26 protein-coding genes are annotated in these 26,319 nt (G+C 29.0%); 7 read left to right on the top strand and 19 right to left on the bottom strand.

Going from position 1 to position 26,319, the window contains the following annotated elements:
- Positions 1-126: 126 nt before the first annotated feature.
- Genes J2Z25_RS07690 through J2Z25_RS07705 form a run of 4 tightly spaced genes read left to right on the top strand, consistent with a single transcriptional unit; the run spans position 127 to position 2,840 of the window.
- Positions 127-792, top strand: coding sequence for a DUF969 domain-containing protein (locus tag J2Z25_RS07690; RefSeq protein ID WP_209739508.1), 666 nt, complete (start codon positions 127-129; stop codon positions 790-792).
- A 9-nt stretch (positions 793-801) separates the two neighbouring features.
- The gene (locus tag J2Z25_RS07695; RefSeq protein WP_209739511.1) at positions 802-1,731 is read left to right on the top strand and encodes a DUF979 domain-containing protein; all 930 of its coding nucleotides are present in this window, start codon (positions 802-804) and stop codon (positions 1,729-1,731) included.
- Between the two features lie 21 nt (positions 1,732-1,752).
- On the top strand, positions 1,753-2,394 hold the full coding sequence (gene pcp, locus J2Z25_RS07700; protein ID WP_209739513.1) for a pyroglutamyl-peptidase I: 642 nt from the start codon (positions 1,753-1,755) through the stop codon (positions 2,392-2,394).
- Positions 2,394-2,840 carry a gamma-glutamylcyclotransferase family protein gene (locus tag J2Z25_RS07705; RefSeq protein ID WP_209739515.1) on the top strand — a complete coding sequence of 149 codons (447 nt, stop codon included), beginning with the start codon at positions 2,394-2,396 and terminating at the stop codon, positions 2,838-2,840. The genes pcp and J2Z25_RS07705 overlap by 1 nt, the downstream gene beginning before the upstream one ends.
- 29 nt (positions 2,841-2,869) lie before the next feature.
- Here the strand turns inward: J2Z25_RS07705 and J2Z25_RS07710 are convergent, their stop codons facing one another.
- The 4 genes from J2Z25_RS07710 to J2Z25_RS07725 all read right to left on the bottom strand — a co-directional run bounded on the left by J2Z25_RS07710 (position 2,870) and on the right by J2Z25_RS07725 (position 4,853).
- A complete protein-coding gene (locus J2Z25_RS07710; protein WP_209739517.1) occupies positions 2,870-3,025 on the bottom strand; it encodes a hypothetical protein in 156 nt (51 codons plus the stop codon).
- A 4-nt stretch (positions 3,026-3,029) separates the two neighbouring features.
- Entirely contained in the window at positions 3,030-3,530 is a 501-nt protein-coding gene (locus J2Z25_RS07715) for a DNA topology modulation protein (protein ID WP_209739519.1), read from the bottom strand.
- A 37-nt stretch (positions 3,531-3,567) separates the two neighbouring features.
- Positions 3,568-3,777, bottom strand: a complete 210-nt coding sequence (locus tag J2Z25_RS07720) for a hypothetical protein (RefSeq protein ID WP_209739521.1) — start codon at positions 3,775-3,777, stop codon at positions 3,568-3,570.
- A gap of 215 nt (positions 3,778-3,992) precedes the next feature.
- Positions 3,993-4,853 carry an AraC family transcriptional regulator gene (locus J2Z25_RS07725; RefSeq protein WP_209739523.1) on the bottom strand — a complete coding sequence of 287 codons (861 nt, stop codon included), beginning with the start codon at positions 4,851-4,853 and terminating at the stop codon, positions 3,993-3,995.
- 256 nt (positions 4,854-5,109) lie between these two features.
- Here J2Z25_RS07725 and J2Z25_RS07730 point away from each other — a divergent pair, with 256 nt between their 5' ends.
- The gene (locus tag J2Z25_RS07730) at positions 5,110-5,844 is read left to right on the top strand and encodes an NAD-dependent protein deacylase (RefSeq protein WP_209739525.1); all 735 of its coding nucleotides are present in this window, start codon (positions 5,110-5,112) and stop codon (positions 5,842-5,844) included.
- A 50-nt stretch (positions 5,845-5,894) separates the two neighbouring features.
- Here J2Z25_RS07730 and J2Z25_RS07735 read toward each other — a convergent pair whose 3' ends face one another.
- The gene (locus J2Z25_RS07735; protein WP_097033048.1) at positions 5,895-6,578 is read right to left on the bottom strand and encodes a GTP pyrophosphokinase; all 684 of its coding nucleotides are present in this window, start codon (positions 6,576-6,578) and stop codon (positions 5,895-5,897) included.
- Positions 6,579-6,812: 234 nt separating this feature from the next.
- Between J2Z25_RS07735 and J2Z25_RS07740 the strand changes: the two genes are divergently transcribed.
- Positions 6,813-7,796, top strand: coding sequence for a DmpA family aminopeptidase (locus tag J2Z25_RS07740; protein WP_097033049.1), 984 nt, complete (start codon positions 6,813-6,815; stop codon positions 7,794-7,796).
- 137 nt (positions 7,797-7,933) lie between these two features.
- Here the strand turns inward: J2Z25_RS07740 and J2Z25_RS07745 are convergent, their stop codons facing one another.
- Genes J2Z25_RS07745 through J2Z25_RS07760 form a run of 4 tightly spaced genes read right to left on the bottom strand, consistent with a single transcriptional unit; the run spans position 7,934 to position 11,077 of the window.
- Complete coding sequence (locus J2Z25_RS07745; protein WP_008681058.1) at positions 7,934-8,248, bottom strand: PTS sugar transporter subunit IIA; 315 nt, start codon at positions 8,246-8,248, stop codon at positions 7,934-7,936.
- Positions 8,249-8,271: 23 nt separating this feature from the next.
- Positions 8,272-9,459: an NAD(P)-dependent malic enzyme gene (locus J2Z25_RS07750; RefSeq protein WP_097033050.1), complete on the bottom strand. Its 1,188-nt coding sequence runs from the start codon at positions 9,457-9,459 to the stop codon at positions 8,272-8,274.
- Positions 9,460-9,489: 30 nt separating this feature from the next.
- Positions 9,490-10,098 carry a copper homeostasis protein CutC gene (locus J2Z25_RS07755; RefSeq protein ID WP_209739527.1) on the bottom strand — a complete coding sequence of 203 codons (609 nt, stop codon included), beginning with the start codon at positions 10,096-10,098 and terminating at the stop codon, positions 9,490-9,492.
- A 16-nt stretch (positions 10,099-10,114) separates the two neighbouring features.
- Positions 10,115-11,077 carry a glycosylasparaginase gene (locus J2Z25_RS07760; protein ID WP_008681064.1) on the bottom strand — a complete coding sequence of 321 codons (963 nt, stop codon included), beginning with the start codon at positions 11,075-11,077 and terminating at the stop codon, positions 10,115-10,117.
- Between the two features lie 249 nt (positions 11,078-11,326).
- Here J2Z25_RS07760 and J2Z25_RS07765 point away from each other — a divergent pair, with 249 nt between their 5' ends.
- A complete protein-coding gene (locus J2Z25_RS07765) occupies positions 11,327-12,934 on the top strand; it encodes a sigma 54-interacting transcriptional regulator (RefSeq protein WP_111931586.1) in 1,608 nt (535 codons plus the stop codon).
- Positions 12,935-13,081: 147 nt separating this feature from the next.
- Here the strand turns inward: J2Z25_RS07765 and J2Z25_RS07770 are convergent, their stop codons facing one another.
- The 10 genes from J2Z25_RS07770 to J2Z25_RS07815 all read right to left on the bottom strand — a co-directional run bounded on the left by J2Z25_RS07770 (position 13,082) and on the right by J2Z25_RS07815 (position 26,066).
- The gene (locus tag J2Z25_RS07770) at positions 13,082-14,470 is read right to left on the bottom strand and encodes an aspartate ammonia-lyase (protein WP_209739529.1); all 1,389 of its coding nucleotides are present in this window, start codon (positions 14,468-14,470) and stop codon (positions 13,082-13,084) included.
- 294 nt (positions 14,471-14,764) lie between these two features.
- Positions 14,765-16,150, bottom strand: coding sequence for a dipeptidase PepV (pepV, locus tag J2Z25_RS07775; protein WP_209739531.1), 1,386 nt, complete (start codon positions 16,148-16,150; stop codon positions 14,765-14,767).
- A gap of 22 nt (positions 16,151-16,172) precedes the next feature.
- The gene (locus tag J2Z25_RS07780; protein WP_209739533.1) at positions 16,173-17,513 is read right to left on the bottom strand and encodes a PTS sugar transporter subunit IIC; all 1,341 of its coding nucleotides are present in this window, start codon (positions 17,511-17,513) and stop codon (positions 16,173-16,175) included.
- A 27-nt stretch (positions 17,514-17,540) separates the two neighbouring features.
- Positions 17,541-17,861 (bottom strand): PTS sugar transporter subunit IIB, encoded by a 321-nt coding sequence (locus J2Z25_RS07785; protein ID WP_008681074.1) that lies wholly within the window; start codon positions 17,859-17,861, stop codon positions 17,541-17,543.
- Positions 17,862-18,400: 539 nt separating this feature from the next.
- Positions 18,401-21,928 (bottom strand): pyruvate:ferredoxin (flavodoxin) oxidoreductase, encoded by a 3,528-nt coding sequence (nifJ, locus tag J2Z25_RS07790; protein ID WP_209739535.1) that lies wholly within the window; start codon positions 21,926-21,928, stop codon positions 18,401-18,403.
- 228 nt (positions 21,929-22,156) lie between these two features.
- Positions 22,157-22,864, bottom strand: a complete 708-nt coding sequence (locus J2Z25_RS07795; RefSeq protein WP_209739536.1) for a pirin family protein — start codon at positions 22,862-22,864, stop codon at positions 22,157-22,159.
- Positions 22,865-23,183: 319 nt separating this feature from the next.
- Positions 23,184-23,783 (bottom strand): nitroreductase family protein, encoded by a 600-nt coding sequence (locus J2Z25_RS07800; RefSeq protein WP_209739538.1) that lies wholly within the window; start codon positions 23,781-23,783, stop codon positions 23,184-23,186.
- Positions 23,784-23,886: 103 nt separating this feature from the next.
- Positions 23,887-24,312, bottom strand: a complete 426-nt coding sequence (locus tag J2Z25_RS07805; protein WP_099345704.1) for a MarR family winged helix-turn-helix transcriptional regulator — start codon at positions 24,310-24,312, stop codon at positions 23,887-23,889.
- 281 nt (positions 24,313-24,593) lie between these two features.
- Positions 24,594-24,986 (bottom strand): hypothetical protein, encoded by a 393-nt coding sequence (locus tag J2Z25_RS07810; RefSeq protein WP_209739541.1) that lies wholly within the window; start codon positions 24,984-24,986, stop codon positions 24,594-24,596.
- Positions 24,987-25,052: 66 nt separating this feature from the next.
- Positions 25,053-26,066: a ketoacyl-ACP synthase III gene (locus J2Z25_RS07815; RefSeq protein ID WP_209739543.1), complete on the bottom strand. Its 1,014-nt coding sequence runs from the start codon at positions 26,064-26,066 to the stop codon at positions 25,053-25,055.
- Positions 26,067-26,319 lie beyond the last annotated feature (253 nt).

Genomic DNA, 26,319 nt, shown 5'->3' on the forward strand with positions numbered 1-26,319 from the left:
TCTATCAATTTTATAGCACCTTTTACTATAAATTATCAGATTTTTCTATGGATTTTATACAAATCTGATTGTATAATTATAAAAAAATGATTAATTTACTACAAATTTCGAAAGGATTCGATAAATATGGCGTTAATAGGAATATTAATAATAATTGTAGGATTTGCATTAAAGTTTAATACAATTGCTGTTGTAATTGTATCTGGATTAGTAACTGGACTAGTTTCTGGTATGAGTATTTCAGAAATACTTACCACTTTAGGACAAACCTTCGTTCAAAAAAGAGAAATGTGTTTATTTTTACTGACTCTTCCTGTTGTAGGAATGTGTGAAAGATATGGATTAAAAGAAAAAGCAATAATGCTTATAAAAAATGTAAAAGGCTTATCTACTGGAAAAATTATATCTGGATATTTATTTATTAGAGAATTATCTATTGCAATGGCAGTTAAACTTGGTGGACATCCTCAATTTGTTAGACCGTTAATTAATCCAATGGCCCAAGGTGCTGCAATTTCAAAATATGGTAAATTAGATGAAGAAGATGAAGACCTAATAAAAGCTCACTCTGCGGCAGCTGATAACTATGGTAATTTCTTTGGACAAAATGTATTTATAGCAAACTCCGGTGTTTTACTTATAGCTGGTACTTTAGAAACTTTAGGATATAATGTGGACACATTACAAATTGCTAAAGCTTCAATTCCAATTGCTATAATAGCTTTTATTTTAGGAGCTATTCAAAACTATTATCTAGATAAAAAGCTTGCTAAAAAATATAAAAATAGGTAGGTAAATTTTATGGATATTAATACTTTTTCAAATATATTATTACAAGTATTTTACGTTATGGTAGGTTTATTTTTTCTACTTACTATGTTGTTTACTTTAAAAGATAAAAATCATAAAACTAAATACGGTACATCCCTTTTTTGGGGAATACTTGGAGTTATCTTTATATTAGGAGACGCAATTCCTTCAATGATAACTGGACTACTTATTGTAGTTATAGGTATATTAGCAGCATTTAATCAAATTAATGTTGGAACTATTAAACAATTAGACAGTACTTTCGCAAATTTAAAAGCATCTAAAATTGGAATTAAAATATTTATTCCATCATTAATTATAGCTTTAGTTGCTTTAGGCATTGCTCAGTTTACACCAATATCAGGGGTAACTGCTGTTGGTATTGCTGCAATAATAGCCTTAATTGCAACATTCATAATAACAAAGGCTAAACCTAATGAATTTATTGAAGATAGTAATAGAATGTTTCAATCTATAGGTTCTACTGCAATATTGCCTCAACTTCTAGCTGCTCTTGGAGCACTATTTACCGCTGCTGGTGTTGGTGATATTATCTCAAATATGATTTCAAGCGTTATCCCTGAAGGAAACATACTACTAGGAATAAGCGCTTATTGTATAGGAATGGCTATATTTACAGCAATCATGGGAAATGCCTTTGCTGCATTTTCAGTTATAACAGTTGGTATAGGAGTACCTTTTGTATTTGCTCAAGGTGGAGATCCTATAATTGCATCAGCATTAGCTATGACAGCAGGATTTTGTGGAACATTATTAACACCTATGGCGGCAAACTTTAATGTATTGCCAGTGGCTTTATTAGAAACTAAAGATAAAAATGCTGTTATAAAATCACAAGCTGTATTTGCAATTGTATTACTTGCAATTCATATACCACTTATGTACTTCTTAGCATTTTAGATTTTAAGGGAGGCTTTATATATGAAAATATTAATTACAGGATTTGATCCTTTTGGTGGAGAGAATATAAATCCAGCATTAGAGGCTGTAAAAAAATTACCTGATACTATTTTAAATAGTGAAATAATAAAATTAGAAATTCCAACTGTATTTAGAAAATCTCTAGAAACAATTGAAGAAAATATAATAAACCATAAGCCTGATGTTGTTATATCTGTAGGACAAGCTGGTGGAAGATTTGGAGTTACTCCAGAAAGAGTAGCAATTAACATAGATGATGCAAGAATAAAAGACAACGAGGGCAATCAACCAATAGATATATCTATTTTTGAAGATGGTGAAGCTGCTTATTTCTCAAACCTTCCTATAAAGGCAATGGTTAAAGAAATGATGGACAACGGAATCCCCGCTTCTGTCTCTAACACAGCTGGAACATTTGTATGTAATCATGTTATGTATGGGATATTATATTTAATCGATAAAAAATATCCAAATATAAGAGGTGGTTTTATACATGTACCTTATATACCATCTCAAGTAACTACAAAGCCTAATATGCCATCTATGTCTATTGATGATATATCTAAAGGACTAGAACTTAGTATCAAAGCTATCATAGAAAATTCATCAGATATAAAAACTATAGGTGGAGCTATTTGCTAATGAATAAGAAACTAAAGATTTTTGTATATGGTAGTTTAAGAGAAGGCTTTTTTAACTATGACCTTTATTTAAAGGGAAAGATTAATTCTATAAGACCTGCTGAAATAAGCGGATTTGAATTATATCATATGCCTTACAAGGGATATCCTGCCGTATTACCTGGAAAAAACACCATAGTCGGTGAAGTTGTTGAACTTATAAATTATGATTCAACACTTAAACCTATGGATGAAATGGAAGGCTTCTTAGGTGAAGGAAATCCAAATAATGAATATTCAAGAAAAATTGTAAAAGTAAAACTAACTGATGATGAAAGCTTTGAAAATTGTTATTCTTATTTCTACAATAAGGATATAGATACAAAATTCCAAGATGAAGCTATTTATATTGAAAATGGCGATTGGAAAGAATATATGCTTAAGGAAATGAAAGAGTTAAAAGTTTAGGAAAAAACTCAGCTATATGCTGAGTTTTTTTATTCTTCATTATAAGTATCATTTTCTTTCCATTTATCATATTTTTTTAATGCATTAAATACTCCCTGTTCTACTGCTTCTCTAATAACATAGGACAACAGAACTAAAAAAATTATGGTGCCTATAAATCCTAACGCCATTATTCTAATTCTCATCGCCTTATAAGTTTTTTACGAACTCATTACATTCTTTTCTATTTCTAAATATGTATATCTGTTTATTTTTTTCTTTTTGAAGAATATTGTAAAACTTATCTCTATGTTCCTTATTAAAATTCCATATCCACTTTAAAAATTCTAAATCAAATCTTTCTGGACATCCATCTGCCATATCTGGACGAACTTTACCATAACTTGATACTACTCTTTTTATAACACCAAATAAGCAAGTCATCCTTGGGTAATCTAAATAGATAACAGTATCACACATTTCAATTCTTTCCTTTATTGTTCTATCATAATTACCATCTATTATCCATTTTTCTTTTTTTAATTCTTCTTTAAGTAAAGTATTAAACTCTTCTCTTGATATATTTACCCATCCCTCTTTCCAAAATATCTTATCAAGATGAACTACTGGTAAATTAGTCTTCTTAGATAAATTTTTAGCTAATGTAGATTTGCCACTTCCTCCACATCCAATAATTATAATTCTATTCATATCTATTTATCTCCTACTTATATCAATAATATATTTATTACAAGCCCTCATTTTCTTCTATATTATTATCCACAATATTTTCTAATTCCTCATCATTTTTCACAGTATTTCCATAGTTATTTCCACAATGACTCCCACAGTTATTTCCTAAATAAACTCCCTGCTTAATTGGTGCAATAATAAAACCAGCTACAACTCCTCCTAGAAAGCATGTTGAACCTAATAATATTTTTTCTTTATTTTTCATTTAATTCCCTACCATCCTTTTATACACTAATATACTATTTCTCTATAATATATGTTTATATAATTGTATTATATCAATATATATTTTTATCCATATAAACCTTTATGCTATTATTAAAACCTTACCAATATACTAAAAACTAAGATCTATTTATAAAAATTTAAGGGAGCTCTAGCATATTAAATTTTATATTATATACTATAGCTCCACCTCATTTATTTCTTTTCAACAGGTATCCATATTTCACAAAAACAATCTGTATTATTATCTTCTTTATAAAATTCAAAATCAATATCATCTAACATAGTATAATCTGAGCTTGGTAAAAATTCATTAAATATTCTATTCCACATTTCACCAATACAATCACCATTTTCTCCTACACATTTAAAAACTCCCCACAATGTAGGATGTACATCCCAAACCTTATAACCTTCTGGAACATCACCACCATCATATTTCATAGCAATCCCATAATCAAAGTATTTACTTTCTTTAGATATAGGTTTACACACGCCATAAATATCATGATTTGTTGTGTTACTTTTTAATACATCAAACACACCATTCTCTGCACATTCATTCCAAAAGTTAGGTATATCTTCATTATTATCTTCTGAAATTGATTCTACTCTGAACTCCTTAACCTTTACTAATAGTTTGAAACTTTCTTTTTTTACGATTTTATAATCCATAACCGTTCCACCTTCCAATGAAATTTTTATTACAAGGCGATTAAAAGATTTTAATTCCATTCCCGAACGTCTTGCTATATTTGGTGTAACTCCATGAAACCTCATAAATGCTTTTGAAAAACTCTCTGGTGAATCATATCCATATTTTAATGAAATATCTAAAACTTTAGCATCTGACATAGAAATTTCTTGTCCAGCCATAGACAAACGTCTTTTCCTTATATATTCGTTAGCTGTTATGCCTGTTATCATACTAAATAATCTATGAAAATGATAATTTGACATATAAACATGTCTTGCTACATCTTCATAATTAATATCTTCTAAAATATGATTCTCCATATAATCAATTGATTTTTGTATGATTTGAATGCAATTCATCTTCTTCTCACCTCATATATTCATTGTAAGATATTAAAATTTATAATTCCTAATCAGGCTTGCTCAATTTTGTCAAATCTCTAAAGCCACTTCCGTTTGTAAAGTATTTCCACTCATATAATGAATGTAACATTCTTTAAAATGGAAAGTAAAGCAATTTTTAAAATTGTTTTTATCTTTATTTATAGATATACTTTAATTAGAATTTTATTTATATGATAATAGAAGTAATAAATATCGTTTTGGAGATGATTTAATGGAAAATAAAATAGAACAATTAACTCAAATTTTAAAAGAAAGTAGTAACATAGTATTCTTCGGTGGAGCTGGTGTATCAACTGAATCAGGTATTCCTGACTTTAGAAGTTCTAATGGTCTTTTTAATGAAAAACTTAATATAACCTTTACTCCGGAACAGTTAGTATCACATAGCTTTTATATTAGATATCCTGAAGAGTTTTTTAATTTCTATAAAGCTAAACTTATATATCCCGAAGCAAAACCTAATGGAGCACATATTGCATTAGTTAAACTTGAAGAAATGGGAAAGTTAAAAGCTGTCATAACTCAAAATATTGATGGACTCCATCAAGCAGCTGGAAGTAAAAACGTTTTTGAACTTCATGGATCTGTTTTAAGAAATTACTGTAGTAGTTGTAATGAATTTTATGATGAAAAGTTTATACTAAAATCTAAAGGTATACCTACTTGTACCAAATGTGGTGGAATAGTTAAGCCTGATGTGGTTTTATATGAAGAAGGCTTAGATGATTCTGTAATTAGAGGTTCTATTAAAGCAATATCTGAAGCAGATACTTTAATCATAGGTGGAACTTCACTTGTTGTTTATCCTGCTGCTGGACTTATAAATTACTTTAAAGGTAAGAATTTAATTCTAATTAATAAGAGTACAACTTCTGCTGATAATAATGCAAATTTAGTTATTCATGATTCTATTGGCAAAGTATTAAGTGAAGCAATTTTATTTTAAATTAAGCTGTCCTTATGACAGCTTAATCTTTATCCTTATATTACCTTATATTATAACTTTTTTTCAATTCTATTTCGTATATCTTCCATACGTTTATCTAAAGTTGCGCTAATTTCTGAACACTCAAGTAACTCTTTACTGATAATTTCAGCTTCCTCTAGGGAAATATTTTTCTTATATCTTAATTTATGTTCTAAGCTTGCCCAAAAATCCATAGCTATTGTTCTAAGCTGAACTTCTACCTTCATGTACCTCTTTTCATTCTTCAAGAAAATTGGTACTTCGATAATTAAATGTAAACTTCTATATCCGCTTTTTTTTGGATTCTTTATATAATCCTTCTTTGTAATTAACTTAATATCATCTTGATTTAATAAACAGTCCGCTAACATATAAATATCTTCTGGAAATGAGCAAATTACTCTTATGCCAGCTACATCATTTATATTTTCTTGCATTGCTTCCAGTGAAAAAGGTAACTCTTTTTTCTTAAGCTTTCTTATAATACTATCAGTAGACTTCAATCTAGACTTTACATTTTCTATTGGATTTCTATCATACTGTAATGAAAATTCTTCATTTAATACATTAAACTTTGTTTCAACTTCCATAATTGCACAACGATAGTACGCCATTAATTCATTCATTGGCATTATATTTTTTTGTATAGCATCCAAAAAATCCTCATTTATTATTCTTTCTCTAAAAATTTTTTTACCAACATTTTTTAACATATAATCATCCTTTATCTTAGCTAATTTGAATATATTTTTATATTAACATTAGCTAAATATAAAAGCATCAATCTTAACTATATATTAATAATTTATTTTAAATATTCTAAATAAATAATATATAATCAATTTATATATAGCTTTTATATAAATTAGTATTAATTCTTAAATCTTTAGTATGTTATAATTATATGGAAATAATTAATAAAATAGGCATTAAAATGGGAGATATAAATGAAAACAGGAAGATTAAATAAAATTACTGATGTTAAAGGAATAAAGGTTGGTCATAAAACAATTGATAATGGAGATATTCATACAGGTGTAACTATTATTATTCCAAGTGAAGATAATATATTTCAAAATAAATATATAGCTTCATCTTATGTAATTAATGGATTTGGAAAAACTAGTGGTTTAATTCAAATTGATGAGCTTGGAACTTTAGAAAGTATTATAGGTCTAACAAACACTTTAAATGTAGGTACTGTTCAGCAAGCTATTGTAAAACATATGCTAAAGGATAATCCTGATATCGGTAAAGAAACAGGAACTATTAATACTGTTGTAGGGGAATGTAATGATGGTTACCTTAACGATATTCGTACTTGTGCTGTAAAAGAGGAAGATGTCTATGAAGCTATTCATAATGCAACTATCGACTTTGAACTTGGTAGCGTAGGGGCTGGTAGAGGGATGTCATGCTTCCAAATGAAAGGTGGCATTGGATCTGCTTCTCGTATTGTTGAGCTAGATGGACAAGAGTACACTGTAGGTCTTCTTGTATTAAGTAATTTTGGATTAAAAAAAGACTTTATTTTCGATAATATTAGTTTTTCAGATATTGATGATGAAACTTTAGAAAAAGGTAGCATTATGATGATACTTGCTACTGATATACCATTGTCATCACGTCAACTAAAAAGAGTTTGTAAAAGAATGAGTGCTTCATTAGCAAGGTTAGGATCATATTTAGGAAATGGAAGTGGTGATATCGTAATAGGATTCTCTACTGCTAATATAATTCCTCATTATCAAACTACTGATATAATTAATATAAAGGAAATTCATGAAAATAAAATTGATATAGTATTTAGAGCTTCTATTGAAGCCTGTGAAGATGCAATTATGACTTCATTATATAATAATGAAACTCTTATAGGTAGGGATGGAAATAGTAGACTTTCACTAATAGACACATTAAATAATAAATTTTAATATATAAAAGATCTCTATATAAATAGTATACAGTAAAACCATTTATATAGAGATTTTTTATCTATATTTTTATTAATTTATTTTATCTATAAAATCTTTCCTAAATTTATGTTAACATTTAATCTGATATTTAATTATTATTTATTTGAATACTTTTTATGAGTTAAAATAACTTCCTTTGCCATTCCTTTTAAAAGTTCTGTTGTCATTAATTGATCTTCTGCATGCATTAAAAGTAATGATATTTGCACCTTATCTCCTGATGCTTCTTGCATAATTAGAGAACTATGTGATTCATGTGCTTTTATCAATGAATCTTCTGCATCCCTTACTAATTTATCTGCTTCTTCAAAACATTCTTCTCTTGCAGCTCTCATAGCTTCAAATAAAGCTGATCTTGCTTCTCCTACATTACTAATTAATTGAAATGATACTAATTCTAAATTATCCATTTATTCCATCCTCCACTATTTATCTACTTTTGCACTTTTACTACTTTGGCTACCTTTGTTTCTACTGCTGCTTTTTTTACAGCCTCTGCTACTGCTGCCCCAACACCTTTTTCAAATGCCTTTGGAAGAATTTTTTCTTCACTTAACTCTTCTATTGAAACAAAATTTGCTATAGCATAAGCAGCTGCAATTTTCATCTCTTCATTTATTTCTGTTGCCCTAACATCTAACGCTCCCCTAAATATTCCTGGAAAAGCTAATACATTATTTATTTGATTTGAATAATCCGATCTTCCTGTTCCAACTATCCTTGCTCCAGCATCCTTCGCCTCTTCTGGAAATATCTCTGGAATAGGATTTGCCATAGCAAATATTATAGCATCTTTATTCATTCTTGATACCATATCCTTAGTCAAAACATTTCCAACTGATACACCAATAAATAAATCTGCTCCGTTAATAACTTCACCTAATTTACCTTTTTCATTATTAGGATTCGTTATGGAGGCTAATTCTTTTATTGATTCATTAGGATAATTCATACCCTTATATATTGCTCCATCCTTGCCACAAACTATTAAATTTCTTATTCCAGATGATAACAACAATCTAGTAATAGCACTGCCTGCTGATCCATCTCCATTAACAATAACCTTTAGATCTTCTAACTTTTTATTTACTATCTTTAATGAATTTACCAAAGCCGCTAAAACCACTATTGCTGTTCCATGTTGATCATCATGAAATACTGGCATATCTAATTTTTCTTTTAATTTTTTTTCTATTTCAAAACATCTTGGTGCTGATATATCTTCAAGATTTACTCCACCTAAAGTAGGAGATATTCTAACTATTGTTTCAACTATTTCATCAGTATCCTTTGTGTTCAATACTAATGGAAATGCATCCACATCAGCAAAATTCTTAAATAGTATACTTTTTCCTTCCATTACTGGTAATGCTGCTAAAGGTCCAATATCCCCTAAGCCTAAAACTGCAGTTCCATCAGATACAACTGCTACTGTATTCCACTTTCTTGTATAAACATATGCCGCTTCTGGGTCTTTATGTATTTCTCTACAAGGCTCTGCGACACCAGGAGTATATGCTAAACTTAAGTCTTTTTCATTTTCTATAGCTACTCTTGAAGTTATTTCAAATTTTCCTTTTACTTGTTTATGAAATTCTAAAGATTCCTCATATATATTCAAGTATATCACCCTTCTTTCTTTTCGCTAAACCTAAACAACTTTAGTTCCATGAATTTCTTTAGATCCAGTATACTCTAAAATATACTCTCTATTATCTCTATTAACCCCTTTTCCAGGCATAATGATGATTCTATCTTCAGCATAATCTACCAATTCCTTAAGCTTATCTTTTCCTTCAAGAGCATTTTCACATCCACCTTTAGTTAATATTCTATCTACTCCAAGCTTTACTAAATCATCAATTGCAGATTTTTTATCATCAATACTATCAAAAGCCATATGAAATGTTATTTTCATTGGTTTAGCTGCTTCTACCATTTTTCTAGTTAAGTCTAGATCTATTGTATTTCCCTTCAAGGCCCCTATTACTACACCATATGCTCCTAGATCTTTACACAATTTAATATCTTGTATCATTATATCAGCTTCATCTTCAGAATACTCGAAGTTTCCACCTCTTGGCCTTATAATAACCATTACTGGAATATTTAACTTTTCTACAGCCTTTTTAATTGTTCCAAAACTAGGTGTAGTTCCGTCTTCTAAAAGGTTATCACAAAGCTCTATTCTATTAGCTCCTAAAACTTCAGCTCTAACAGCCTCATTGTAATTTCCAACACAAGCTTCATATATATTCATAAATTTACTCCTTATATTAGTCAAATGTTATAGGCGATTTAATTCTTTTTAAATATGCATCCAACCACTCTTGACTTGCTACTTCATAAGTAGTTTTACCATTTTCTTGTTTATTACACACATAGACTGTTGGCTCTAAATCTTCTGTAACTACTGAAAATGAGAAGCCCTCAATATTTGTAGCAACTCCAAATTCTCCTTTATTATTTAATGCTACTACTGATAAATCACCAGCCTTACCTCTTCTTCTTATAAGCTCTTTATCTAATTTTTCAACTGCCATATCAGCTGCTTCTTGAGGATGATGCCCTTCTTTCATTAATCTTACTATCTCATAAGATATACATCCCTTCATTAAGTCTTCTCCAAGACCTGTTGCAGTAGCACCTCCAACTTCACTATCTACATAGAAACCTGAACCAGATAATGGTGAATCCCCTACTCTTCCTTTTTTCTTCATAAATAAGCCACTCGTAGATGTTCCTGCTACCATTTTCTTATTAGAATCAAGTGCCACCATTCCAACTGTATCATGTCCATCATATGGGCTCAACCCTTCTTTTGCAATTTCTCTTCTTTTCTTTTCATAATGTAATTTTGCTCTATCTGTAAGCATATTAACTCTTTCAAAACCATTTTTATGGGCAAATGCTTCTGCACCTAGCCCCTGTAAAAAGCAATTCACTTGCTCATTGCTTAATTTTCTTGCTATACTAATTGGGTTCTTAAAATCTTTAATTCCAGCTATAGCACCAATTGAAAGGGAATCACCATCCATATAAGCAGCATCTAGCTCAACTTCACATTCTTCATTTGGTAACCCACCATATCCTACTGATTTATAGAAAGGAAAGTCTTCTACCATTTTTATTGCATTTTCTATTGCATCTCCTGCTGATTTTTCATCCCTTAATAGTTCTGCTGAACTAGTTATTCCTTCGACTGCCATTCTCCATGTTGCTATCATTGCATATTTCATAAGTCTCTCCTCCACTTCAATTAACTATGCAATTATTAAAAGCAATATCTATGCCAACATTGTATGTAAGTAGTATTTTAAAGAATATTATAACTATTAATTGCCTTTGCATATAAGTGTATTGTAAAATGATACATATAATAATAATTTAATTTATTTTTAATACAGTAACTTAAATTTTTTAATAATAGCAATACAAATTACATATATCTTCTATACAAACAATAAATTTATAAGAAGGGTGCACTTATGAAAAGAATAGATTTAATTTATAATACTGTTAAAAACCTCGATAATGGTGATGGTATAACGACTTTAGATATAAGTAAATATCTTAATTTGGAGCGTTCAAATGTAAGCAAAGATTTAAACATATTATTAAAAAAAGGAAAGCTTTTTAAAAATAATAGTCGTCCAGTAAAATATTTTTTTAATAATCCTAATGCTACCGATTTTTCTAAGAAATCCTCAATGGATAAACTAAGTTATTTATATCCATCCCTTGCTCCTGCAATTAAATTAGCTAAAACTGCAATATTATATCCTCCAAATGGTATGAACTCCTTAATAATCGGAGATACAGGAGTTGGTAAATCTATGCTAGCAAAGCTTATGCATGAGTATTCTAATTCTTTAGATGATACAAAAGATATGCCTTTCATTCATTTTAACTGTTCAGATTATTCAAGTAATACTCAACTATTAAGTGCTCAGTTATTTGGAGTAAAAAAAGGTACATTTACAGGAGCTAATGAAGATAGACCGGGATTAATAGAAGAAGCAAATGGAGGTATTTTATTCTTAGATGAAATTCATAATCTACCAAGTGAAGGTCAAGAAATGTTATTTGTCTTTATGGATACTGGATACTTTAAGAGATTAGGAGAAGTATCTAAAAGAATTAAATCCTCTGCTCGTATAATATGCGCTACTAATAAAGATATAAATTCATCATTATTAGATACATTTATAAGAAGAATCCCTATAAAGATAAATTTACCTGATTTAAATGAAAGGCTTTTAGAAGAACGATTGACCTTAATAGAATCTTTTATTAAAGAAGAAAGTATAAAACTAGATAAACCTGTACTTGTATCAAAAAATTCAATGTTATGTTTATTGTCCTATGATTGTCCGTATAATGTTGGACAATTAAAAAATGATATTATTCTTGCTGTGGCTAATGCTTATTCTGAGTATTTTATAAATAATAAAAAGCATATAAAAATAAATAGTCCAGATTTACCTTTGGATATTAAAAGAGCACTTAATAATCCTTTAGATAGAGAAAAACTACTTATTGAATCTCTTAATTCAGTAGATGGATACTTTGTTTATGATAAGAATACAGAGATAACAAGCCATTCATTTTTAAAACAAAAACATATGATTTTATCAAGTTACAAGGATTTTATAAATAATATAGATAGTGCTATACATCATAAAGAAAATTGTACAAATTTGATTATTAATTATTTTACTAAATATATAGATTTAGTAATTGAAAATAAGGCTAATTATAATTTTAATTTTGAACAATCAGCATATGATGAACTATTATCTAAACTATTAGAATTAGATGATAAGATAAATGAAAAACTTTCTAATAGTGATTTTAAAACTTTCTTTAACATTCATATCGATATGATTTATGACAGAATCGATCTTATGGATTACTCTACTCTACCTTCATTAAATAAATTAAAGTCTATATATAAGGACTACTGTCCATTAACTATGGAAATTAAATCTTTAATTGAAAAAACATATAATATAAATTTATCTGACTTAGAATTTATTTTCTTAATGACATTTACTATATACTGCATTAATAAATTAGATACCTCTAAACTATAACTTGCAGATTAATTTTTAGATTTTCAAAATTAAAAGCACCTAATAAGATGTGATTATTCTTATTAGGCGCTTTTAATTTATCATATAATTTATTTAGTTTTCAAATAAACCAAGCTATTACTTTTAGAACTAGATACAATATCTTTATTAGCTTACTAAGTTTATCATATCCTTAATGTTCAATATCTTACTTACTTCATTTTCTTGCATACCACATTCTTCAATAGCAACATCCTTAACATATCTTTCTGTATTTAAGGCTTTCTTAGCAATATATGCAGCTTTTTCATATCCCAATACTGGTGCTAAAGCAGTTACAATTCCTATACTTCCATTTACAAGGTCATTACATCTTATTTCGTTAGCCTCAATTCCCTTAATGCAATTTTCTACAAATGTTTCTATACCATTTGTTAATATTATTATAGATTCATATATGTTATGCATGATTATTGGATAGAAAGCATTTAACTCTAATTGTCCACTTTGAGTTGCCATAGTTATTGTTAAATCATTTCCCATTATTTGAAAAGCTATTTGCTTCATTACTTCTGGCATTACTGGATTAACCTTTCCTGGCATAATTGAAGAACCATTTTGCTTTGAAGGCAATTTTATTTCTCCAAAACCAGTTCTTGGCCCTGATGACATTAATATTAAATCACCTGAAATCTTACTTAAATTAACAGCGCAAACCTTTAATTGTGAAGAAATATCAGCATACTTATCGAGATTTTGAGTTCCATCAATTAAATCTTCTGATTGGTTTATATCTTCTCCAAATAATTCTGCTAATACTTTTGTGACTTCTTTTATATACCCTTTAGTAGCCGTTATTCCTGTTCCTACAGCTGTTCCTCCCAAATTTACTGTTAATAATGAGTCCTTAACATTTTCTAATCTGTTAGCATCTCTACCTATAGCTAGTGAAAATGCTTTAAATTCAGAACCTAAACTTATAGGAACTGCATCTTGCATTTCTGTTCTTCCCATTTTTATAATATCAGTAAATTCCTTAGCCTTTTCATTTAATGCACTTTCTAAAACTTTAATATTTTTTATGCATTTAACTAATAATTTATATGCTGTTATACTAGCTGCTGTAGGAATTACATCATTTGTTGATTGTCCCATGTTTACATGATCATTTGGATGAACTGGATAATACTCTCCTTTTTCATATCCTAATATTTCATTTGCTCTATTTGCTATTATTTCATTTATATTCATATTCATTGAAGTTCCAGCTCCACCTTGAATAGGATCTATAATAAATTGATCAAAATATTTTCCATCATATATCTCATCACAAGCTTTAATAATTGCATTACTTAATTCTCTTTTCAATTCTCCTGTTTTTTCATTTGTAATTGCACATGCCTTTTTTACTATAGCTAAATTCTTTATAAACTCTTTATTTATATTTAATCCACTTATTCTAAAGTTTTCATATCCTCTTAAACTTTGAACTCCATAATAAGCATCATTTTCAACATATTTTTCTCCAATAGAGTCTCTTTCTTTTCTATATTCCATTTTAGTACCTCCTAAGTAATAATTCTTACTATTTTAGAAAGCAATATGTATGCCAAATATATTAATATTGATTTATAGTTACTTTTTATAAAATATTTACTCACTACCAGTAACTGTATTATTTTTCTTTGACTATTCTACAATTATTTATACACTAACCTAATCTTTCAATTTATTTAACACACTAATTTTCAGTTTATTCTTTTTTTACACTCTATTTAAACTTATTTACAATTACAAAAATAAAAAAATCTTAGAATAATTTAAAATCATTCTAAGATTTTTATCATTATATTATTTTGCTAGTTCATAAATTGCTCTTGCATATGCTTCTACGCATTCCTTAAGCTGATTTATTTCTATATACTCATTTTTTTGATGAGCTAAATCAGGATCGCCTTCATTAAGAGGCCCAAAAGCTACTGTATTTGGCATTAATTTAGCATAAGTTCCTCCACCTGAAGCTAAAAGTTTAGCTTCTTTCTTGAATGTTTCTTCATAAGCTTTCTTTAAACTTTTTATAAGATTATGATCTTTTGGAAAATGTAATGGGTAATTATGATTTCCCATAATAAAATTTAAAGTACTTAAATTTACTTTTTCTTCTACTTTTTTAACTATTTCCTTAAAATCAATAGTTACTGGATATCTTACATTGAACCTCATTCTTATCTCTTCAGAATTTCCATTAATAATTCCTAAATTCATAGTTAACTTTCCTGATTCTTCATCTTCAAAGTTAATTTCTAAATTTTCTCCATTATAACCTCTTCCAATAAGATTATTAAAATCATTTAAAAAGTCTGTAAAATCATCATTGAAATTTAAAACTTTATATAAATACTCCATCATCTTGCATACTGCATTATCCCCTTCTTCTGGAGTGCTAGCATGAGCGGATTTTCCAAAAGATTTTATTAATATTGAATCTTCATTTTCTAAAGTTTCAATATTATATACCTTATTTAAATCTTCATTATTGAAATTATTTAAAAAGCTTTTATCTTTAAAAGATATTTTAACTTCACAAATATCTGGAACTATATTAGACTTTTTACCACCCTTAATATATTCAAGTTTATACTTTTCACTTGGAGATACTTTATGAGTAAGTTCAAAGGTTAGTATTCCTTTTTCTGAAGTAACTATTGGGAAATATGCATCAGGTGTAAAACATAATACTGGCGGCTTCTCTCGCTCCAAATAATAATCTATATCCTCTGTTCCTGATTCCTCATTAGTTCCAAATATAATTCTAACATTTTTAGATAACTTAATATCTGAATCCTTCAATAACTTTAATGCATATAATGAAGCAAATAATGGTCCCTTATCGTCTACTGCTCCTCTTGCATATAACTTTCCTTCCTTGATTACTGGACTAAAAGGATCTGTGTCCCATCCATCTCCAACAGGAACTACGTCTATATGTCCAAGCACACCTACATAATCTTCACTATCTTCATTTTTATATTCAGCATATCCAATGTAATTATCTAAGTTTGTAGTGTTAAATCCATAACTTTTACATATATCTAATATACATTCCAATCCTGATTTTATGCCACTCCCAAAGGGAGCAGCATCTTGTTTTTCACTTTTCACTGTGTTTGTTTTAAGGATTCTAAATAAATCATTAAAAAATTCATCTTCTAACTTTATATTATCAAATAAATACATAATTTATTACCTCACTTTTATATTATAGTGAGAAATCAAAATCATCATCATCTTCTTCAGCTTCTTTTACTTCTAATTCATATTGCTTCTTATCCATCATCTTAATAAATGGATACCATATTCCCATAACAACAAACATATCAAATAATTGTAATAATGCTCCTCTTATACTTCCAGTAATTAAGTATCCTTGAATTATTGGAGGAGTTGTCCAAGGTAAGTAAATTCCGTTTGGTTTTGGTACTATTCCAGTACTCATTGCAAAGTAATTTATACAAATAAGAACTACTGGTGCTAATATTAATGGAATAAATGCAATTGGATTTAAAACCATAGGTAATCCAAACATAATTGGTTCATTAATGTTGAATATACCTGGTACTGTTGATAACTTACCAATTTCCTTGTATTGCTTTGATCTAGCTCTTAATGCTAAGAATATACAAACAGCAAGTGTTGCTCCTATTCCCCCCATATATACTAAGTCATAGAACTGTTCAGTTAAAATATGTGGAGGTTGAAGCCCAGCTTGAATTGCAGCCATATTTTCTTCTTGTAATTGTAACCAGAATGGTCTTACAACACCATTTAATGTTGAAGTTGCATTAACTCCTAAGAACCAGAATAAAGTAGATAACACTGCTAATCCTATAGCTCCAAATATATTATTTCCAACTAAAGCTTGCGCTGGAGCTGCTATCATTGTATAAATCATATCAAATATTGAACCATATGAAGTCATTTGGAATAATGTACGAACTATTAGCATTAATGTAATAATAACGAATCCAGGAATAAGTGCTGAGAAAGCTTTTGAAACTGCTTCTGGAACACTTGGTGGCATCTTAATTGAAATATTTTTCTTAACAAATATATTAAATATTTCTGTAACTGCGATACCTACAAAAATAGCAACTATAATACCTTTAGCTCCTACCCAGTTACCAATTTCAATCATTCTTCCTACATAATGTGAAGTACCTTCTATTTCAATATACTTATCAAATGGCATTAATATAATGAAACTTGCTATACTTATTAAAGACACTGTAAAAGCATCTATTCTATATCTCTTTGATAGGTTATATGCTATAGCCCCTGCTATATAAACAGCCATGAAATCAAAAGTTACTCTTACTGGTGTTTTAATTAGTTGATAAAAACCTTCACCAAAAAGTTTTACTTGTAAATCTTCCCATCCTGGTATAGGGAAGTCTGCAATTATCATAAATACAGATCCTATTATTAAGAAAGTCATTATTGTTGCAAAAGAATCACGGACAGCTCTTAAATGCCTTTGTGCAGATATCTTTTGAGCTATAGGAATAACTTTTTCTTCTAACATTGCTTCAAACTTATTCATTTTATACCCTCTTTTCTTTAATTAAGCTTATTGATTAGCTCTTATCATTTTTATTGCTTGCTTTAATACCTTTTCACCATTCATTGTTCCATAATCAGCTGCGTTTATAACATCCACTGGAATATTTTTTTCTTTACAAGGTCCTTCTATATCTTTTAGTAAGAATTTTACTTGAGGTCCTAAAAGAACACAATCTACTTGTTTTTCATTTAAGGTTTCAAAAGATTTTGCAAAAGGAAGCGCTTCTATGTTAACATTTACATTATGCTTAGTAGCAACCTCTCTCATTTTTGTTACTAGTAAGCTTGTTGACATTCCCGCGTCACAGAATAAAAATATATTTTTCATAATAATTCCTCCTAAATAAATTTAATTTATTAATTGTACAATTATACTAAGCAAGTTTTGTACCAACTTTTTAATAATTCTCTAATCTCTTTATTTTATTAATACTTTTCTAATATATTGAGGGTATAAATTTATAGTTCTTTCCAGTGTATTGCATCTTAACACACTCATTTTATAATTTTCTATTTAATTTATACTAGTGTATCATTTTTTAAATTTATATATACAATAACCATTATACTAGAATACAATTAGAAGCTTTCTTCTATGATATAATATAATCTTTCATAATATAAAAAAATATAGCCTTAATATTTCTTAAAATTTCTTGTTATATTACAAGTGAATCTATAGAGCATATTAAAGGCTATATTCGTAATTTATTATTTTATTTTTATATTTTTGCCTTCACCTATGTAGTACACATCCTTTTAGAACTCAGTATTATTTTACTTAATCTTACATAATGTGTCTACTAATTTTATACTAATTATTATATTTAATAATATTCTAGCAAACTATAATTATTTATAACAATCTTATAATAAGGAGTCTTGAGAAAGCTTTTTATATCTTTCATATCTTTCTTTAGCATCTTCTTCTGTCTTAGCAAACAATTCTTCTGCTATTTCAGGGAAAGCTTTTGCTAATGAAGCATATCTTACTTCTCCCATTAAGAACTCTTTAAGATTACTATTTGGCTCTTTTGAATCTAAGCTAAATGCATTCTTTCCAGCAACCTTTAGGTCAGGATTATATCTGTATAAATGCCAATATCCAGATTCAACTGCTCTCTTTTCTTCATATGGAGTATTAGACATACCCATCTTTATTCCATGACTTATACAAGTTGAATAAGCTATTATTAATGAAGGTCCATTATACGCTTCTGCTTCTGCAATTGCTTTAAGTGTTTGATTTAAGTTAGCACCCATACAAACTTGTGCTACATATACATAGCCATAAGTCATTGCCATTAATCCTAAATCTTTCTTCTTTGTTCTCTTTCCTGTTGCTGCAAATTTTGCTACTGCTGCTTCAGGAGTTGATTTTGATGATTGACCACCTGTATTTGAATATATTTCTGTATCAAATACTAAAACATTAACATTTTCGCCTGATGCTAAAACATGATCTAAGCCGCCGTATCCAATATCGTAAGCCCAACCATCTCCTCCAAAGATCCATTGAGATCTATGAACAAAAAATTCTTTATCCTTTAAAATTTCCTTTGCAATTTCAGAGTTGTCTTCTTCTAAAACTCTTGTTAAGTTTTCTGCTCTTTGTCTTGTTCCTTCTCCACTATCCTTATGGTCTAACCAATCCTTTAATACAGCCTTTGTATTTTCAGGCATATCACCCTCTAAAGCAATCCTAATGTTATCTGCAACTCTTTCTCTAATTGTTTTAACACCTAAATACATTCCTAATCCGTATTCTGCATTATCTTCAAATAAAGAGTTCGCCCAAGCAGGCCCATGACCATTGTAATTTGGTCTATAAGCTGTTGCTGCTCCTGATGCTGCCCAAATTGATGAACAACCTGTAGCATTTGCAATCATCATTCTATCTCCAAATAATTGAGTAACAAGTTTAGCATAAGCTGTTTCTCCACAACCTGCACATGCTCCTGAGAATTCAAGTAGTGGTTGCTCAAATTGGCTTCCCTTAACAGTAGTTTTACTCATAGGATTTGTCTTTTGAGTAACTTCTTCAACAGCATAATTCCAAGCTTCTATTTGATCACTTTGTGTATCCATAGGCTTCATAACTAATGCTTTTCCTGGTGCAGGACAAATTTGAGCACAGTTTCCACATCCAGTACAATCTAAAGGAGTGATTCCTATTGTATATAAATATTCCTTATCTCCTTTTATTCCATTAGCCTTTAAACTCTTATAGCTACTTGGTGCATTTTTAACTTCTTGAGGTGTAGCTAAAAATGGTCTTATAACAGCATGTGGACATACAAATGAGCATTGGTTACATTGAATACAGTTTTCTGGAATCCACTCTGGAACATTAACTGCAATTCCTCTCTTTTCAAAGGCAGTTGTACCAGCCATAAATGTACCATCTTCTGCACCATATTCTATGAATTTAGATACAGGTAAGTGATTTCCTTCTAATTTATTTATTGGAATACATATTTCCTCAACGAATTTAGGAACATTCATCTTTTCTTCTAACTTATCATCTTCAGCATTTTTCCATTCTTCAGGTGGATTTATCTTAACTAAAGATTCTATACCTTTATCTATAGCTTCGTAGTTCATGTTTACTACTTTCTCGCCCTTTTTACCATAAGATGTAACAACTGCTTGTTTTAAATATTTAACAGCATCTTCAAGTGGAATTATATTAGCTAGCTTAAAGAAAGCTGATTGCATTATCATATTAATTCTTCCACCAAGACCTATTTGTTGGGCTATTTTTATGGCATTAATAATATAAAAATCTATATTATTTTCTACTATATATCTTTTAATGCTTGCAGGAAGTCTATCATTTAACTCTTCCTCAGTCCAAATTGTATTTAAAACAAAGGTACCATTTTTTCTAAGTCCCTTTAATAAGTTGTAGTTATATACATAAGATTGATTATGACATGCTACAAAGTCTGCTTGATCTATCTCATAATGTGACTTTATTAGAGTTTTACCAAATCTTAAGTGAGATACAGTTATTCCTCCTGATTTTTTAGAATCATAAGCAAAATATCCTTGCGCATACATATTTGTATGATCACCAATTATCTTAATTGCACTCTTATTTGCACTTACTGTTCCATCTGATCCTAATCCCCAGAACTTACATGCAGTTGTTCCTTCTGGTGCAACATCAATTTCTTCTTTTGGTGAAATTGATAAATTAGTAACATCATCTTCTATACCAATAGTGAATCTGTTCTTTGGCTTATCTTGACTCAAATTTTCAAAAATTGCTGCTATATGTGATGGATATGGGTCCTTTGATCCAAGTCCGAATCTTCCTCCATATACCTTAGGTGGAGTATCCATTTCACTTACTGCTCTAACAACATCTAAGTATAATGGCTCACCAATTGAACCTGGTTCTTTTGTTCTATCTAACACTGCTATTTTCTTAACAGTCTCAGGTATAACTTTTAATAATCTTTCTATTGAAAATGGTCTATAAAGTCTTACTTTTACAAGCCCAACCTTTTCACCCTTTTTCCTTAAGTAATCTATGGCTTCTTCTGCAACTTCCATTACAGACCCCATAGCTACAAGTATTCTATCCGCTTCCGGGTCCCCATAATAATCAAAGCAGTGATATTCTCTTCCTGTAAGCTCTGTAATCTTTGCCATATATCCTTCAACAACTTCTGGGATATCATCATAATACTTATTTAATGATTCGCTTAATTGAAAATATGTATCTGGATTTTGTGATGTTCCTCTTACAACTGGATGATCAGGATTTAATGAATTTTTTCTAAAATCATTAATCGCATCATAATCAACTAACTTAGCTAATTCTTCGTATTCTAAAACTTCTATCTTTTGAATTTCATGAGAAATTCTAAAACCATCAAAGAAATTAAGAAATGGCATTCTAGCTTTAATTGCAGTTAAATGTGCAACTGGTGCTAAATCCATAACTTCTTGTACTGACCCTTCAGATAACATTGCAAAACCTGTTTGTCTTGCAGCCATAACATCTTGATGATCTCCGAATATACTTAGTGATGATGTTGCTATTGCTCTGGCTGCAACATGTATAACTGCTGGAAGTCTTTCACCCACCATCTTATACATATTAGGAACCATTAATAATAAACCTTGAGATGCTGTAAATGTAGTAGTTAAAGCACCAGCCTGAAGTGATCCGTGTACTGCCCCAGCTGCCCCAGCTTCTGATTGCATTTCTACTATATTAACTGGTTTTCCAAAAATATTTTTTCTTCCCTGTGCTACCCACTCATCCATATGTTCTGCCATAGGTGAAGATGGAGTAATTGGAAAAATTGCACTTACTTCTGTGAACGCATAGGAAACATATGCTGCAGCAGTATTCCCATCCATTGTTTTTGTTTTTCTCATATCTTTATTAATCCTCCTTATGAATTAAAAATAACTGCATTTATAAATAAATTTATAATAATTTAAGTATTTGCATAGAACTCGTCTATTATTCAATTTTAAAAACATGCATTTAAAATACTATACCAAAATTTTCTTAAACTTTAAAGATAATAATTATCTATAAATAATTATTAAATGAATATTCTTTATTTAATATAAAAAAAAGTAGGAGAGTTATCTCCTACTTTACCACGTTAACTGCTTTTTCATTTCAATCACAAGTACATGTGATTTTTTATCAGCCTTTATTAAAATATCTTCTTCAACTATTTCAAGTGCATCTCTTTCATTTAATTCTAAATTATTAATTGTAGAATTTCCTTCTATTTGAACTAAATAAGCCTGTCTATTAGAACCAACTTGGAAGTCTATTTCTTTTCCTTCATCTAGCTCTACTACATAAAAGTTTGCATCTTGATTTATTTTAATAGCTGCATCTCCATCTTTGCTTGAAACTATATTAAGCCATTTATTTTTTCTATCGCCCCAATTAAATCTATAGTCACCGTATGCTGGCTTATATCCTTTTTTATCTGGAATAATCCATATTTGTAGTAACCTAGCTGTACTATCCCCTAAATTATGTTCACTATGATATACTCCTGTTCCTGCACTCATATATTGAACATGTCCTCTAGAAATAGTATTTTTATTTCCCATAGTATCGCCATGAGTTAATTCTCCCTCAACTACATAAGATACTATCTCCATATTCTTATGTGGATGTAAATCAAATCCAGTATTACCTTCAATCAAATCATCATTTATAACTCTCAATACACCAAAATTCATATTATCTATATTAAAATATTCTGCAAAAGAAAAATGGAATATACTCTTAAGCCAACCTAAATTACTTTTTCCCATGTTCCTATGATTTAATTTTCTTAACATAACCAAACCTCCTTAGCTTCTTATAAAATGAAAAATTAAACTTAATGATATGTATCAATGAAACTAATTCTTCATTTAATAATTTTAAGTAAAGAATTATAAGCTGGCGAAGATAAATAAAATATGTGAAATAAGCATATAGCGAGCAATTAGAAGTACTTGGTGAAGGAAAAACTACTAGGCCTTAGTGTTATTGGTTTGTTTGAGCGCAGCGAGTTAACCAAAACTCTTGGCATAGTAGTTTTTCCAAGCCTAGTACTTCTTTGCACAGCTATTTGGCTTATGGAACATATCTAGTTATCTTCGCCTTTATATTCACTTATTTCATTATCTTTACTCTGTTTTCTATTGGCGAAAATTCTTTTTCTCCAGCTGGAGCAGTACCTTTACCAAATGGCATTTGAGCAATCATCTTCCAACTATTTGGTATATTGAATTCTTTTCTAACTTCATCTTCTATTAATTCAGTATAATGTTGTAATGTTGCTCCAAGTCCTTCAATAGATAATGCTGTCCAAATAGCAAATTGTAACATTCCTGAAGTTTGCTGTGCCCAAACTGGGAAATTATCTTTATAAAGTTCAAATTGTTTTTGTAATGATTCCACTACGCTAAAATCTTCAAAATATAATACTGTTCCATGACCAGCTTTAAATGAATTTATTTTTTCTTCAGTTGAAGCAAAATTTTCTTCTGGAACTATTTTTCTTAAAGCTTCCATTGCAATATCCCATAACTTATCGTGTTTTTCTCCAAATAATACAACAACTCTTGAAGTTTGTGAATTAAAAGCAGATGGAACATGCTTTACAGAATCTTCTATTACTGCTTGAATCCTTTCATCTGATACTGGTGATTCCTTGCTAATTGAATATATACTTCTTCTTTCTTTTATTGCATCATAAAAATTTTTACTCATTTATATCATTCTCCTATCATATCATTTTAAATTTCTAATTAGTCTTAATTGTTTATCCATCTAAAATAATCTTTTTAAAATCTATAAAGCTATAATTTAAAACTTATTGCTTTAATATTTTTCTTAATTGAATTAAGTTATCTACTAATTCTCTTTTAGTATCTTCATTTAATTCACTAAATAAATTATCTAAGAACTCCTTATGTTTTGGGAATATATCTGAAATAAATTCTCTTCCTTTCTCTGTTAAAGAAACATAAAATACCCTTTTATCTTTTTCGCATTTCCTCCTAACAACTAATTCTTTCTTTTCTAATTTATTTATTACATATGTTATTGTTCCACTTGTAACTAAAATTTTTTCAGCTACTTTTTGCACTGGTTGATCCCCTTTATGATATAGCATTTCTAAAACGCCAAATTCGCTAATATTAAGTCCAAATTCTTGAACATTTTTTTCTATTTCAAAAAACATATCATTATAAGTTCTAGCCATCGCAATAACTAGTTTTAAATTTATATCGCTCATATCTTCACCTACATTATCTTGATTTCAAGATAATTATATATCTAAAATATCTTCAAGTCAAGATATTTATTGATAATAATTATCATTGTTTAATAACTAAATATTTTACTTGTATAAATCTCCCGATATTATGGCGAATATTTTACTAATTGATTATTATCACTCAAAAAACATACTATTTTTTTACTTAATATAAATAAAAAATACATAAGGCCTCTATTAAAATTAGTAGAGACTTTATGCATTATAACTTTTATAAATATTATATTAATTTCTATGTACTATATTCCTTTTAAAGCATCATCAAAACTATCTACATATTGAACTGATTCAGTCCAACCTGGTATTTCTTTTCCTAATCTCTTAAATTGAGATATAGTAACAACATTGCCTTGTGTGACTAAAAATCTGCTCTTAAATGGAACTTCCATATATCTTTGTAATAAAGTTCCTAACATATTTGCTACAGCTGGACTTGATGGTTTTAATTCTGCCGCATCAATTACTAAAGCATAATCTTTTGATGGAAATGTCTTAGTAATAGCATCATAATCCTTTAAAAAAGATGCCCCATCTTCTTCACTGAAAAATCCTGAAGCTTGTGCATGAAAAACCTTTTTTATCTTGTCCGAATTTAATTGATAATTTGAATTTTTTCCTTGGTATTTTATCATAATTAACCCTCCTAAAATTATTTTTATAAACTTACTAATATTGCCGATATATTAGTATATTTATCTTTAAAATTTAAATAATAAAACAGTTACTACTGACCCTGATCCCATAGATGCTAATGTCACGTAGTCACCTTTTCTTATTTTTTCTGACTTCAATGCTCTATCAAGAGCTATTATAGGACTTGTAGTTCCAGTATAGCCAAATTCATCTCCAATATATGTTGTCCTACTTTTATCTATATCTAACTTCTCTAATGTAAGTCTCGCATCAGGAATTGTAAATTGAGAAAAAATAAGATGATTAATATCATTTACCCTTATTCCATTATCCTCAGCAACTTCTTTAATTAAATCTACCCAAACATCAGATATAAAACTTCCATCAAAAGGCTTCCAAGACCATCTCTTATCATCCTCTTCTTCTATTCCATCTCTTATAATTTTTGAGTATCCTGCTTTAGGCATAAGTATATTATTACATTCTGATGCTTGCGCTAAATGCGTAGAATCAATAAATCCTCTCTTTTCATCTTCATCAACCTTTTCTAAGATAACTGCTGCTGCGGCATCTCCAAAGTTTGAATATGAAACTGAATCATTAGGACTTCCCACAGAACTAAATAATATTCCTCCAACAACTAGAGCCCTTTTAAATCTTTTATTAGTCATTAGTATTCTACTTGCCTGATCTAATGCTGTTATCATCCCTAAGCAGTTTGTATTTGTATCATATGCCATTTGTATCTTAGCTTCTGGACCACCTAACATCTCTAATACCTTAACTGCATTAGATGGTGATGTATATTCTGGTGTATCTGTTGCAAAAATAAGTAAATCTATATCACTGATATTTAATTTTGCATCTTTTAATGCCTCTATACTTGCCTTGTGAGCCATAGTTATAACAGTTTCATTAGGATCATTAGAAATATATCTATATTCTCTTTCTAAATGCTTTAATAAACCCGATATTTCAATGCCCATTTTATTAAAATGATTAATAAAATAATCATTATGTATTCTATTTGCAGGATGATCTACTCCTGTACTTATAATATTAATATTTTGATATCTCATATATACCTCTCCATTTTGACCTAACTATAATCTATTTTTTAATTTTAATAACTTTTGTTATAATATATCATTACTATAAATATCATAATATTCACTATATATACATATTATAGTATAATATTCCAAATTACAACATTTTAATAAGAATTTTATTATAATTATAAATATTCTTATATTTTATTCAGAGTAATTTTCCAGCAAAAAAATAAGGATTATGTTATTTAGTAATACATAATCCTTATCTTTCTAATTA

This window comes from Clostridium tertium, assembly GCF_017873245.1.
Taxonomy (GTDB): Bacteria; Bacillota; Clostridia; order Clostridiales; family Clostridiaceae; genus Clostridium; species Clostridium tertium.